This is a genomic window from Vibrio sp. ED002 (assembly GCF_023277445.1).
Classification (GTDB): domain Bacteria; phylum Pseudomonadota; class Gammaproteobacteria; order Enterobacterales; family Vibrionaceae; genus Vibrio; species Vibrio jasicida.
On sequence record NZ_CP080238.1, the window covers coordinates 3,631,734 to 3,645,534 of the forward strand.

Below are 13,801 nucleotides of genomic sequence, written 5' to 3' on the forward strand. Positions count from 1 at the left end.
TGTTCGAGAGGGAAGTGAATGAGGGTTGAAGCGCAAGATGTGGCAATTAGGTACCTTGAAGAAACAGATGCCGCTCCTTTGTTTGAAAACTACCTTGGTGATGAACAAGCGTGTTTGTACCTAAACCGACAAGCGCATCAAAGTTCAAGTCAAACGTTACAAGCTATCAATAGATGGCGAACCCAATATGAGCTGGATGTCCCTAGTATTTTGGTACTCGCAATTGAAGAAAGCGCAACTCAAGTTCCCATTGGTTGCTTAGTCTTAATCCCTGAAAACAGTCATAGCGAAATTCACTTTGGGATCTCTAGAAATTATCAAGGTAAAGGGTATACGACTCAGGCGTGTAAGCTCGGGATTGAGTATCTGAAAAGTGTCGGAGTCAAGCAGATTCATACAGCGCCTCATATCGACCATCAAGCCAGTATTCGCGTGCTCGAAAAATGTGGATTTAAGAAACAAGGTGTGTTGAAAGAGTATGCGGTGTTTCCTGCACTCAGCCCCAATCCACAAGACTGTCTAGACATGTGGTTGGAAGATTAACAAAAGCCCAAAACAAGTGTTTTGGGCTTTTGTTATTTAGGCGTTATTGAACCTGTTCGTCTGGATGATCCCACATCAATGGTTCTGCGTAAGGGCCTTTGACTGATGAGGTTGATTCGCCGATACCATCTAATGCGCCTGGTGTTAATTCACGTGCAAACCAACATTCCAAAGGTGCCTGCGTTCTTACTGGTGGCAACACATTGTGCGGCGTGTTGTAACGGTTTCCATAGTGGAACGGCTCTCCCATGACAAAGATAACGTCAGCATCTAACTGCTTTTCTGCTTCTTCCATCAATCTTGTCGCGTAGCCTTTACCTTGGTATTCAGGTAGTACGGCTAGTGGCGCAAGTACATAGCATTTTAGGTGTGGTGCTGCGTCAATTACGATAGGGGTATAGCATGCGTGTGCCACGCCTTCGTAGACGATTGAAAAGCTACCATCCGCAATAAGATTGTCGGCAAATTCTGCATAGAGTTTGGCGTGTCTCTCGTCGTATAGTCCACCTGCTTTTGCGAACGCTTCGTATTGAATTTGATAAGGTGTATTCATTGGTTTCTCCTTCGTTTTCTATATTTAATAGATGTACCGACTGACCGTGCAGTCAGTTAGTTTGGTCAAAAAAAACACGCATCGATATGTGCATGATTTTTGGTATTTCTAACAGTACTTTTTGATGAACTCTTGTCTGATTTCTTCGATAGGGAAGTCCTCATTCAGTAAGTAGTTCATGGCAATGCCGTCTATCTCTGCGATGAACATTTTTGTCACCACTGCCGGGTTCGCGTGCCCCAGCGAGCGGAAGACTTCTTCAGTGGATGCCTGTAAACCTTGGTAGCGTTCGTCTATCAGGTCGACAACAATCGCTCTGGTTGTCGGGTGAACCATCACACTAAAGTTGAACTGGTAAATCTTGCGATGTTCAGGAACCGTCATGCCATCGAAGATCGAGTGGATCATCGCTTCAATGCCACCTTCTTCGTTGGATAAATGCTCATCATTTTTATCCGTTTCTTCAATGATCTGAGTGATATGAACAAAAACTTCTCTCAACAGCTCGTTTTTATTTTTGAAGTGATGAAACACCAAACCTTTTGAAATCTCAGCCTTCTCACAAATGGTGGAGACTGGCGTTTTCTCAAAGCCATGTTCCGCAAATAACTGCGTTGCAACTTCAATGATCTGTTGTCGTTTGTCCATCGTGCTCACTCTATATACTGACTGACCAACTGGTCAGTTTTGCGAATGATAGTGCGTTTCTTGATCCTCCGTCAAGTATTAATAGGATCAAAACCGCTTGATTGATGTGTTAGCAGCGAAGTGAAAATCAAGCATGATAGAAAACGGATACTGTAAACCTCTGTCTAATCACACAATTACCATTACTTTTTTCTACAAGCATCAAACCTCGTTATTGTCTCATCCACTAAAGCGGTTCAACGCCATTAGGAGGCACAATGATCGTTACCACTCTCGTTGATAATTCTCGTCTTGAGCACAGAACCGATCTCTGTGTCGAGCGCGGTTTATCGCTGCATATCGACACTGAAGGAACCAAACTGTTGTTTGATATGGGCAGTGGGCGAACGTTTTGCGACAACGCGCCTTTACTTAATATTGATATTCAAGAAGTGGATCTCGCGGTTATTTCTCATCGGCATCATGACCATTGCAACGGTACTTCTCACTTTCTAGAGCAAAATAATGTGGCCAAAGTCTATTTAAAATCGTGTGGAGAACAGGATTACTACTTTCGAGCTTTTGGTTTCAAGAGTGATGTTGGTATCGACAAAGCTTTGTTAGACACAACCAATGACCGCATAGTGCAGGTAAGCGAAACGACGCAAGTTGCTCCAAATGTTCATGTGATTACCAAGATCAGCGACAAGTACTCACAACCCAAAGGAAATCAGTACCTCTATACCCAATCGAAAGACGGCGGTTATGAGCAAGATGCTTTTGAACACGAGTTACTTTTGGTGATCAAGGAAGAAGATGGCTTGGTTGTGTTCACGGGATGTGCGCACAGCGGAGTATTGAACATGATTGAAACGGCCGTTGAGTTGTTTCCAAACGACAGGATCAAAGCGGTAGTGGGTGGCTTTCACCTTGTTGGTTTACCAGTATTGAATGGTATTGGCGGCACTAAAGATGACATCAAAGCATTAGGGATAGCGCTATCTAGATACCCTGTTGAGAAGTTTTACACGGGCCATTGCACGGGCATGAAGGCGTATCATTTACTGAAAGAAGTGCTTGGTGATCGTCTGGAGCATTTGCCAACGGGTCGTTGTGTTGAGGTTTAATCATCGACCCTGTTAACGTTTATGATTGTGAGTGAGCCAAATTCCAATCTCAGCTATTCATCTTGCCTATTGTCAAAGCGCCCTGACAAAACCTTACCAAATATGACAGTTTTAGCGGCTTCAAACCACGGTATCCTTAGAACTTTATGTTCATCAGATGGTCACAAGACTACAAAACAATAATTGGAATCAATAATGGCAAAAACTTGGCTTGTCGCTGCTGTGAGCGTTGCATTACTTGGCGGCGGTGCGTATTTCTATCTGCAATCTTCGGCTCAACCAGAGGCGTTTCCGACGTTGGCAGTGGAAAAGGGAACCATTGAGAAACAAGCGGTGGCAGTCGGCAATATTGTCCCTGCACACTCAGTATCTATTAAGTCACAAATCGATGGTATCGTGGGCGAGATGTACGTTCAGGTCGGTGAAAAGGTCAAGCAAGGCCAACCATTGATTAAGGTTCGTCCGAACCCGACGCCTCAAGCGCTTACTGATGCTTCAACAGACTTAATGCGCAGTGAAGCGGACCTCGAATCAGCCAAACAAAAGCTCGCCAACCTAGAAAGCTTGGTGAAGCAAGACATCATTCCAAAGAATTACGATGAATACGTTAGTGCGCGTTCAACCGTGAAATCGGCTCAAGCGAACGTACTGCAAAAACGCCAGAACCTCGAATTAATTCGCAGCGGTGAAGCTTCCATTGGTGACGCTCGTTTAACCTCAACCATTTACGCACCAATTGATGGCACAGTATTAAACCGTAAAGTCGAAGTCGGTGAGCCAATCATATCAACTGAATCTAGCCAAGCCGCGACAGAAATGATGTCTCTGGCGGACATGAACAGTCTGATCTTCAAAGGCAGCGTGAGCGAGCATGATGCCGCGCAGCTTTCTCCGGGTATGCCAGTTCTACTAACCGTGGCGCCGTATCCTGATGTGGAAATCTCTGGTGTGCTAACCAAAGTGGCGATTCAATCAGAAAACCTAAATTCGCCTGAAGGCAATGCCTCTGCAAAAAGCTTCGATAACGGATTTGAGGTCGAAGTGGGTGAGCTGAAGATCCCGAAAGAAGTATTGCTGCGTTCGGGCTTTTCATCAACGGCACAAATCACACTGAAGAAATCTGAGAACGTATTAACCTTGCCAGAACGAGCGCTGCAATTTGATGGCGATACGCCAAACGTATTGATCCCTGATAGTTCAGAGCAAGGCTTCCACAAACAGGAAGTGAAGCTAGGCTTGTCGGACGGCATCAATGTAGAAGTGTTAGATGGTGTTGAGCTAGATGAAGAGATCATCGATAACAGCATGATGATGGGAGCCGCACATGGCTAAGCTGCACTTATCTAAAATTGGTGTTGCGATATTAGCGGCAACACTCAGCATACCAAGCTATGCAATTTCGATTGAACAAGCGTGGCAACAGGCAAAGCAAAGTGATCCAAATTACGAGAAAGCCAAAATTGGTGTTCAACTTGGTGAAGTGGGTGTCGATGCAAGCCGTAGTTCACTCTTACCCGGTTTGAGTGCGACAGCATCAGCGAATTGGAGCGAATCTGCCGACAATACCAATAGTTATGGGGCATCGCTTTCTCAAACCATTTGGGACAGCAGCTTGTGGTCGGATCTAGATCAAGCGAATGCCAACTACATCAAAGCTCAGCTTGAACTGGCTCAATCACATAATGAATTAGCACAAAGATTGCTTTCATCGTATTTGGATGTTGCGAGTGCACAAGGTGATTTGCAGTTGGCGCAATCCAAGTTGGAAGAAGGCAACAAACTGCTGAAGATCATCGAGAAGCGTTATCTCGCGGGTAAAGTGAAATCGGTGGATGTCGAAGAGATTCGAGCAACACAAGTTGCGGACAGAGCAGGTATCTTGAATGCGCGTTCTGACTTAGAAGTGAAGCGAGCTGAACTGGCTGCGTTGATCAATCAAATCCCGCAAAACGTCGATCAAATTCGTACTGATTCCCTTGTTCAACCGCCAATGATGGTGGACTCTCAAGAGCAATGGTTAAAGCTCGCAAAAGACAGCAGCCCGGAGCTGTTAGTGGCCGCACAAAACGTGAAAGCCAGCGAGTTTGCAAAAGATTCTGCCCAAGGTGGGTATTACCCAACGTTAAAAGGGAATGTTGGTTACAACGATGATGACCGACGTAAAGACGGCGAGTTCAATGCAGGCATTACACTCAGTGTGCCCATTGATTTGAACGGCGCAACACGAGCCAGAGTCGATGAGGCGTCACTCAATACCCTAAGTGCAAAGCAAGATCTACGTCGAGTGGAAATCGATATTCAAAAGCGCGTGATCCAGCAGTTTACTCAAGTCGACATCAACTGGAATCAAGTTTTGATGGCGGACGAATTGGTTACATCTCGTGAGAAAGTGCTGCGCAGCAAAGAGAAACTTTATGATGCGGGTTTGCTCGAAGTATCAGAAGTGATTAGTGCACACAACAGCTTGTTTGAGGCGAAAAACAGCCTACAAACCAACTTGTACAACTATTGGCGTCAGCGTATCGGCTTGTTGCAAACTGCAGGCAAGTTAGATGACGACACCATGGCACTGATCTCTCGAGCGTTTAATTCATGACCAGTTTATTGCAGCAAACCTTATTGCAGCAAACATGGCAAACGCTGATGGCACATCGCATGAAAAGCATGCTCGCCATCATTGCCATTGCGTGGGGCGTAATATCTGTGGTGGTTTTGATTGCGCTGGGAGAGGGCTTTTATCGCCATCAAACTCAGCAGTTGTCGTTTATGGTCAATAATGTGCAAGTCGCGTTTCCATCGAGCACCAGCAAACCTTGGCACGGATTACCTTTACGACGTCAGATTCAGATCCCGCAGGATAAAGTCGATATGATCAAACAATCTGGCTTTGTGAAATCTGCATCCAGTGTGTATACCAAGTGGGATGCAAACATCACCAATGAAAAAGGCCAAAAACTAACGAGTTTTGTTAGCGGCATAGACCCGTACTATTTCTCATTGATTCAACGCAAGTTGGAGTCGGGTTCGCGTAATCTGTCGCCTAGTGATATTGCCAATCACACTCGCGTAGCGATTTTGGGCGACCAAATTGCCAAAATGGGTGAAATCAGTATCGGTCAAATGGCCAAAGTTAATGGCGTGCCCTTTTTGGTGATCGGCATTATGAAAGACGAAGATGCGGGCATTTCATTTGGTGATAGCCGTAAAGTCTTCATCCCTCAAACTACCTACCTTGATTTGTGGGATGCCAAACCTTGGATGTTGCTACTCAAGCCAGTTGAAGGTATGGATGGCAACGCATTCCGACAAGCCATTGTTAACTTTTATGCCAAGCAATTGCACTTCGACCCAACCGACAAAGAAGCGATTAACTTGCCAGACTTCAGTGAGGGCGCAGCGGTGATCACGGGTATTTTTCGTGGCATTCAAATCTTCCTTGGGGCAAGCGGTGCGATGACCATGGCCGTTGGCGCTCTTGGTGTCGCAAATATTATGTTCCTCTCTGTGACAGAACGAACGCGAGAAATCGGCGTGCGCTTGGCGATTGGTGCAACGCAAAAATCCATACTCAACCAGTTCATCCTTGAAGGACTCATTTTGGTGGCGGTCGGTACAGCTCTCGGCTTAATGGTTGCTTATTTAGTGGTCGCATTGCTTGGCTCCATTACCTTACCGGAGTGGTTGGGTTTTCCGGTTATCACGCCAGACTCTATCGCCTGGTCACTGTTAGTTACGCTGGTTCTGGCGTTGCTGGCGTCTTACTTCCCGGCAAGGCGAGCATCGCGTCTCACCCCCGTAATTGCATTAAGTGCGAGGGCGTAATCATGTTGCTACCGATGAGACAAATCTTTCAAGAAATGGCAGCAGAAAAGCTGCGTTTGGGTTTAACCATTCTTGCTGTGGCATGGGCGACCTTGTGTATCGCCGCAATGCTGGCTGTGGGCGAGGGCATTCGTCAGGGCGTATTGAGAACCGCGCAAAATGGCAACGGTAATCTGATTTACTTAACCGGAGGCATGGCGACTGTCGATTATGGTGTGTTCCACCAAGGTAAGTTTCTAACCTTAAAAGCCGACGATACCGATGTCGTTAAAGCCCTACCAGAGGTGAAAAGCGTTGCGCCAACCGCAGTATGGGATGAGCGTATCACCGTGGACGATAGAGGTTCATGGCAAGAACCCTTAGCGGTCACGACGGATTTTGCGTCCATGACCAATCTGATCCCAATGGATGGCGGTCGTTGGCTCAATCCGCTCGACCAAAAGCAGATGCGTAAGGTGGTTGTCTTGGGTTATTCACTCGCCGCGGATCTGTTTAATCCTAATGAAGACTTCAGCTGGTTTGCTCCTGTGACGTTACAAGCCGATCCAGTGGGTAAAAAGGTCAAGATTGGCAGTGAAGAGTTTACTGTGATTGGCGTGTTGAAGAAAAACAGTGCTGAAATCGAACAGGGTGATCAAATTAACTACGCCAGTTTTGTGCCGTTAGCCACGTGGCAACGCTTTCATACTAATGGTGATATTGGCGGTATCAACGTAGAGCCGAATGCTAATGCAGATCGTGAAAAACTCGCAGAGACCATTCGTCAGGTGATTGCTCGTAAACATGGTGCCAGTGTAAGTGACGAGCAAGTCGTCCAAGTTGAAGACATGTTCCTTAAACAGAAAAGCATGCAACAGTTCTTAGTTGGTCTACAAAGTTTTCTTGGCATCATTGGCTTTGTCACGCTTGCCGTGGCGGGCGTCGGGATTGCGAATGTGATGTACGCAACCGTGAAGCGTTCAACCCGAGACATCGGCGTGCGCATGGCCGTTGGTGCTACGCCAACCGCGATTCGTCTGCACTATTTGGTGCAATCGCTGATGACCATGATGTTAGGTGGCGCATTGGGATTAGGAGTGACTTACGCGCTTGTTAGCGCAATTAGTGCGATCAATTTAGAAGGCAACATGTTTTATGAACGCCTTGGCAGACCCGTCCCTGAGCTCTCTTGGATAGTCGTTGCAATTGTGATTAGCACCTTGGTGTTTATTGGCGTCGCATCTGCTTGGTTACCTGCTAATCGAGCAGCAAAAGTGAGCCCGTTGGAGGCGCTGCAAAGTGAATAATAAAAAGAATTCTGGAGAGAAAATGTCAAACGCCCCGTTGGTTGAGCTGACTAACATTTGCAAATATTACGCAAGCGGAGAGGCCGAAGTGCGCGCTCTAGATGGCGTCGACTTAACCATCAACCAAGGTGAATTTCTTTCCATTCTTGGCCCTTCTGGTTCGGGTAAATCGACTTTGATGAACATGCTTGGCTGCTTAGACAAACCAACCGATGGCGAATACCAATTAGGTGGTCAAAACGTCGCAAGTTTAAGCCCGAACGAGCTAGCCGGTATTCGTAACCAAAAGATAGGTTTTGTCTTCCAAAGCTTTAACTTGCTGGAATACGCCACAGCGTTGGATAACGTGGCTCTGCCGTTGGTTTACTCTGGCATTAAAGCCAAAGAACGTCGCCAGCGTGCCGCTAAATTGCTAGAGCAAGTCGGGCTAGGGGATCGTCTCGACCACAAACCAAACCAGCTTTCTGGCGGTCAAAAGCAGAGAGTGGCAATTGCAAGAGCCTTGGTCAACGATCCACAAATCATCCTAGCCGATGAACCTACTGGTGCATTGGATTCGAAATCTGGCGCAGAGATTGAAGCCTTGTTCAATCAACTCCACGCTGAAGGCAGAACCTTGATCATCGTGACGCACGATAACGCCCTAGCAGAGCGCACCAAGCGCATCATCACCATCAAAGACGGCAAGGTGATTTCGGATAGAGTGCCGCAGTAACCGTTTCTATGTTTGCTAAAACTCAACGCATAGTGAAATAAAGCTCGAAGGGCAATGATGGTCGCGAAAATCATCATTGCCCTCTATTTAAACAGAGCCACCTCAACGATTTCTGTGCCTCATAAATACACTCGCCCCAAATCTCTTTAAAGAAGTACTCTGATCAAATCAACAAAACAACGACCATGGCTAACAGCCCACCTTCATTGCTTTGGTTAACCTTGCTGCATACAAAAACAAACAAAGAAAGCAGGTAGTTATGCAAGGTATTACTAATATCTCTCCTATCAGTCGACCAATCATCACTGCACCAGTCAGCCAACCACAAAACCAAGGTCAACTTGGTGGTTTGAGTGCAAGCACGCAAATGACGCCAGATGCCATTCGCAACTTTATGCTGCAACAGATGAATAGCGGTGCTACCGCAAACCCAGCACCGATCAGTTCGTTTTCTCTGCAAAGCGCCACACCAGAACAAAGCGCAGAGTCTCGCTCAAAGTTACAAAACTTCAAAACAGCGGTACAAACGCTGGGCGATCGTATTTTGCACGCGCTGGTCAGCACTAAAACCGCTTCATTGCGTAACTCGGCAACGAAACACAACGGCGAAGTAAGCATGCAAGTCTCTCAGGTAACGGGCAGCATCAAAAACGCCATCCTAAAAGACACCAACACTTCTGGCGGATGTTGTGAAGCACTGAGCGCTCACTGGATGAAGGCACGAGCAGAAGGCTCTAACCTTGGCGAACAGCTATTTCAATCAGGAACGGCAAGCGACAAAGGGAAGTTGAACAAAGAGACAATGCAGTCTGTCGCGCAATTGCAAACCGATGGCATGGTGGGTTATGACCAAGAAGCGATCACAGAAGGTTGGCTAAGAAGCAACAACATTGAATCGCCTTACCGAGAACTTGGTGCATTATCACGTGTGCATGGACAAACAAGCCGTGGCCGAAATGGTGCAGCAGAACTTGCGGCGAAAATCGTTGATAACGGCCCTAAAACATCACTATTGAAGAAGATCGGCCTTGAAGGTCCAAGTAATGCACACGCCGTTGCCGCCGCGGTAGATGGGGAAAAAGTGACCTTCTTTGACCCGAACTTTGGTGAGTTTTCTTTCCCAAGAAAGGAAGATTTCACCAGCTGGTTTGTTCAGGATTTCTGGCACAAATCAGGCTACGACTTACCGAAATTCGGCTTATCGGGAGAATTCAGCATCGTCAACTTGGAGGCTAACCACTAATGACAACCACATTCGATCACCTAGTTAAACACTTTTTCGAAAAGAACGGCCTAGAGAACCCAACCGCGCAAGATGGTATCTACAGCCTGTTGATTGACCAAAAGTATCAACTTCATTTCACGCATCAGAATGAAGAGTGGATGGTATTGTATGCAGAACTTGGTGAGGCAAACCCGATATCGGAGCTGCTGGCGAAGAGCAATATCTTTGGTGAATACTGGCCTGCACACATTGTGTCGCATCAGGAAAACAGCGCCGTTCTATGGTCGCAACAACCGATGGCGATGCTAAATGTCGCAGCGTTAGAGGCGTGGACGGAGTGCTTTATTCAAGATCTTATTGAAAAGCAGGCGGCGATTTCTGGAGTAGATCCAACGCCAGCAAGCGCAGAGCCAACCAATATCCGACCTCATATGATCTCGGTGTAAACCCTAGATCTAGATTTATATGGCACAAGTAACGCCCGCATGATTGGGCGTTACTTGTTTGTGGGTTAAGCGCGGCTTTTAGCCAGTAGCTGGTCCACTTTTCCTTTCGCTGTCTTACTTACCGTCTGCATAAACTTAAAGCTTGGCGTGGCAATGCCCGATTGCTCAAGCTCTTCCACCATCAGCAACCACAGTTTTGCTGTTACCTGCGCATCGGCTAACGCGCGGTGGAATACACCGTCGTTTTCGATGTTCTTATAACGAACCAACTCACCTAACTTGTGTGAAGGCGCGTCTTGAATCAGGCGTCGTGCTACCAATAAAGAACACGCGAACTCGCCAGAATAACCGCAGTCGATTCTCTCCAGTTCCGCATCCAGAAATCGCTTATCGAACGACGCGTTGTGCGCGATAAGATTCTCACCCGCAATAAACTCACTGAACGATGCCATCACTTCATCGCAGCTCGGCGCTGTGCGCAGCATGTTATTGGTAATGCCTGTGTAACCCTCAATAAATGAGCTCACACGAAAGCCAGGATTCATAAGTTGCTGAAAACTATCGACCACCTCACCATCAACGATCTTAACCGCACCGATTTCAATCGCGCGATCACCCATATTCGGAGACAGACCTGTGGTTTCAAAGTCGAGTACGACAACGGAGTTAGCTTGAGGCATGAAGTTTTCCAACTGAACAATAAGGCGCAAGAGTATCGTTGAAAGTGGTGGAAAAGGGAAGGTGTGGGAAGTGTTAGTCGAGCGTAGGAAGACTATCTAAAACTAGGGTAACTTATATAAATGCCCCAATACGGATATCGCGTATGCGCGATTACATTCGGTTGATTCGAGTTTGACCCAACAAAAGCTCTTCTAACTAGCTTATGAATCGAAGCAAAAAATTGATGAAAATTGTCTAGGAAAGCGTATGCAGTCCATAGCTTAGAAATAAAGCTATATAAGATCTGTTTCACATAATAAATTTTTTGAATGAGTTACTTTTAGCGAAATTTTTGTACATAAAGGTTAGGTAAAAACAGTTCATGTATCTAAAGTCTCTTAAAATCGAAAATTACAGGAAGTTTGGTTCCGAAGACAACTTAATAGAGTTTGTCACCCCTTACCACGACGTTGAATCGAAATCAGTATCAAATGCAACAACACTTATCGTCGGAAAAAATAACGCTGGTAAAACGACAATCACAGCAGCTTTAAAGCAAGTGGTTAACGACGAAGTATTGTCAGGCAATAAGTTCAACTACAACTATTTAAGGACATTATTAAAATCTTATAACGAGGAATCTATAAGAGATAAAAAAATTACGTTACCTTATATAAGCTTTACGTTGAAAATTGGACTAGATGCAGACCCTGATATATTTTCAATAAATAATATTAGCGACTTTATCGATGTAGATGACTTTGAGAAACAAGATTCAGATAAGCATATTGCAGTTAAAATAAAGTATGAAGTGAAAGAGGAACTAGAGTACGTATCTTTAATAGATAGTCTTATAAGTAAATGCAAGGAGAAAACTTTATCTGATGAAATGAAGTTTAGAGAATTCATTTCATTAATTAGCAATGACGTTAAGTTTGTAAAAAATTCTATGATGTAGAAGGTAATGAGGTTTCGGATAGCAAATTTAAGGTAAGTGATTTAATTGATGTAAAGGTCATAAATGCCAATCTAGATGACAATAGTAGAACATTATCTGATGTCTTCAATAAAATTGTAAAATACAAGTTAAATATTGATGCAGGAAAGAAAAATCGTGAGATTATTGAAGACAGTATTGTCAAAATTAATAAAGATATTACCGATATGGTTGGAGCTGAGCATAATAGTTCTGTAAACGATGTAGTTGGATCAATAACTGATAAGAGCAATATGGAAGTTAGCCTTAGATCTAACCTAGATTTTGCATCGATGTTTAGTAAACTCATAGACTATGAATTTAAAGAGAATGGAAATTATATCCCTGAAGATCAATTTGGTTTAGGCTATAAAAACTTAATGAAGATCATTGGCCAGTTGATCGACTATGTTGAAAAGTACGACTTAGAAAAAATACACCATAAAGTTAATATTATCTGTGTTGAAGAGCCAGAAAATTATATGCATCCTCAAATGCAAGAACTTTTTATAAAGAACATTGACGATGCACTTGATCTTTTGCTGGATAAGACAAAAAAAGAAATTAATAGTCAACTAATATTGACTACACATTCCTCTCATATATTAAACAGTAAAATCCATACATCGAACACATTTGATAACATCAACTACCTAACTAGCTCAAGCAATGGTAATACAAAGAGTATTCCATTAAGTGATACAAGTATTATTGGAAACTCAACGGTAGAGGAAAAAGAAAATACACCAAGAAAAGACGACTTGAATTTTTTAAAAAAACATATCAAATTCAAAGTTTCAGATATATTTTTTGCAGATGCAGTGATACTAGTTGAAGGAATAACAGAAGAGCAAATATTAAGCTTGATAATTTCCGAAGCAAAAGAGTTGAGCAAGCACTATATATGTATATTTAACATAAATGGAGCATTTGCCCACATATACAAACCTTTAATCGATAAAATAGAGATACCATGCTTAGTTATAACTGATATTGATATTAAAAGAAAACCAGAAGAAAAAGGAGAAGGTAAAAACAGTTCTTTTGCCCAAATCACTTCTCTTGTAGACAGAGAAACTACAAATGAAGTAATAAAAACTTATATTTGTGGAAAAACTGCAAGTAAAGATGAAAAACAGCCTGTTAAGTTACCTGCCGCTTTAGATTATTATGAGTCAGAGAATGGTAGATTTAAGCTTGTATAATATCAGAAAAGATAGAGATTAATAATAATTACTATTCTTCAGAGTATTTGAGGGAGGCTTTTATTCTCAACGCATGATGATAATCTAGATCTTAAACAAAACTTCATAGAGCTAAAGCCAAAAATTTATGAATCGGTCAGTGGGTATGTTAGATCTAGAATTTAGATTATGAAAAAATAAAATTAGCTCCCTATGAGTGGCAGAAAAAAAACCCCAGACGAAGAAGTAGTAAAAGCGACTTTACTAATACACTCATATACTACATGCTCTTCAGACTCAGAAGACCTAAGATGCCATCATACATTAATAATTGGATGATTCAGAAGCTATGAAGTCTAAACTAAATGTGAATAATTGGGTGCGTAATGGAACTATCTATTGTGAGGAATTTAGAAAAAACTAAATGAAAAAGAATTGTCAAAGGACTATATCATGAGAGAAAAATTGACTCTATGAGTGACTTTGTCTTTGCAAGGGAAGCAGAGCTGGATCTGGTAAAACTTACATGCGTTAAAAAGAAGTATTAAATATATTCTGATTTTAAAAATTAAAACAACTAAATAGAAATAATAAAAAAAAGTTCTTTGTTACCTATACAGAATTCGACTATAACGAT

14 protein-coding genes and 1 pseudogene are annotated in these 13,801 nt (G+C 43.6%); 12 read left to right on the forward strand and 3 right to left on the reverse strand.

All coding sequences use genetic code 11. The features are described 5' to 3' along the window. Nucleotides 1-18: 18 nt before the first annotated feature. Nucleotides 19-543, forward strand: coding sequence for a GNAT family protein (locus ITG12_RS16835; protein ID WP_248873272.1), 525 nt, complete (start codon nt 19-21; stop codon nt 541-543). Between the two features lie 43 nt (nt 544-586). On the opposite strand, the gene ITG12_RS16840 is transcribed toward ITG12_RS16835, so the two are convergent. Then, entirely contained in the window at nt 587-1,096 is a 510-nt protein-coding gene (locus ITG12_RS16840) for a GNAT family N-acetyltransferase (RefSeq protein WP_248873273.1), read from the reverse strand. Nucleotides 1,097-1,204: 108 nt separating this feature from the next. After that, the gene (locus ITG12_RS16845; protein ID WP_104037891.1) at nt 1,205-1,744 is read right to left on the reverse strand and encodes a TetR/AcrR family transcriptional regulator; all 540 of its coding nucleotides are present in this window, start codon (nt 1,742-1,744) and stop codon (nt 1,205-1,207) included. A 257-nt stretch (nt 1,745-2,001) separates the two neighbouring features. On the opposite strand from ITG12_RS16845, the gene ITG12_RS16850 reads away from it, so the two are divergent. From ITG12_RS16850 to ITG12_RS16885, 8 genes are all read left to right on the forward strand, one after another. Then, nucleotides 2,002-2,850, forward strand: a complete 849-nt coding sequence (locus ITG12_RS16850; RefSeq protein WP_248873274.1) for an MBL fold metallo-hydrolase — start codon at nt 2,002-2,004, stop codon at nt 2,848-2,850. A gap of 195 nt (nt 2,851-3,045) precedes the next feature. Further along, nucleotides 3,046-4,182 carry an efflux RND transporter periplasmic adaptor subunit gene (locus tag ITG12_RS16855; RefSeq protein ID WP_038870601.1) on the forward strand — a complete coding sequence of 379 codons (1,137 nt, stop codon included), beginning with the start codon at nt 3,046-3,048 and terminating at the stop codon, nt 4,180-4,182. Continuing rightward, on the forward strand, nt 4,175-5,446 hold the full coding sequence (locus ITG12_RS16860; RefSeq protein ID WP_248873275.1) for a TolC family protein: 1,272 nt from the start codon (nt 4,175-4,177) through the stop codon (nt 5,444-5,446). The genes ITG12_RS16855 and ITG12_RS16860 overlap by 8 nt, the downstream gene beginning before the upstream one ends. Beyond that, a complete protein-coding gene (locus ITG12_RS16865; protein ID WP_248873276.1) occupies nt 5,443-6,672 on the forward strand; it encodes an ABC transporter permease in 1,230 nt (409 codons plus the stop codon). Before ITG12_RS16860 ends, ITG12_RS16865 begins: the two co-directional genes overlap by 4 nt. Nucleotides 6,673-6,674: 2 nt before the next feature. Continuing rightward, complete coding sequence (locus tag ITG12_RS16870; RefSeq protein ID WP_186175570.1) at nt 6,675-7,958, forward strand: ABC transporter permease; 1,284 nt, start codon at nt 6,675-6,677, stop codon at nt 7,956-7,958. 22 nt (nt 7,959-7,980) lie between these two features. After that, entirely contained in the window at nt 7,981-8,673 is a 693-nt protein-coding gene (locus tag ITG12_RS16875; protein WP_039975324.1) for an ABC transporter ATP-binding protein, read from the forward strand. Nucleotides 8,674-8,932: 259 nt separating this feature from the next. Further along, the gene (locus ITG12_RS16880; RefSeq protein WP_248873278.1) at nt 8,933-9,916 is read left to right on the forward strand and encodes a YopT-type cysteine protease domain-containing protein; all 984 of its coding nucleotides are present in this window, start codon (nt 8,933-8,935) and stop codon (nt 9,914-9,916) included. Further along, nucleotides 9,916-10,344 (forward strand): CesT family type III secretion system chaperone, encoded by a 429-nt coding sequence (locus ITG12_RS16885; RefSeq protein WP_248873279.1) that lies wholly within the window; start codon nt 9,916-9,918, stop codon nt 10,342-10,344. The genes ITG12_RS16880 and ITG12_RS16885 overlap by 1 nt, the downstream gene beginning before the upstream one ends. A 65-nt stretch (nt 10,345-10,409) precedes the next feature. On the opposite strand, the gene ITG12_RS16890 is transcribed toward ITG12_RS16885, so the two are convergent. Then, entirely contained in the window at nt 10,410-11,024 is a 615-nt protein-coding gene (locus ITG12_RS16890; RefSeq protein WP_038880599.1) for a 3'-5' exonuclease, read from the reverse strand. Between the two features lie 362 nt (nt 11,025-11,386). Between ITG12_RS16890 and ITG12_RS16895 the strand changes: the two genes are divergently transcribed. The 3 genes and pseudogenes from ITG12_RS16895 (at nt 11,387) to ITG12_RS27800 (ending at nt 13,185) form a co-directional block, all read left to right on the forward strand. After that, a complete protein-coding gene (locus ITG12_RS16895) occupies nt 11,387-11,962 on the forward strand; it encodes an AAA family ATPase (RefSeq protein ID WP_248873280.1) in 576 nt (191 codons plus the stop codon). Between the two features lie 23 nt (nt 11,963-11,985). Further along, nucleotides 11,986-12,579: pseudogene (locus tag ITG12_RS27795) on the forward strand (AAA family ATPase); the annotation flags it as partial. Nucleotides 12,580-12,741: 162 nt separating this feature from the next. Next, nucleotides 12,742-13,185 (forward strand): ATP-dependent endonuclease, encoded by a 444-nt coding sequence (locus ITG12_RS27800; RefSeq protein WP_349292936.1) that lies wholly within the window; start codon nt 12,742-12,744, stop codon nt 13,183-13,185. Nucleotides 13,186-13,801: the final 616 nt, after the last annotated feature.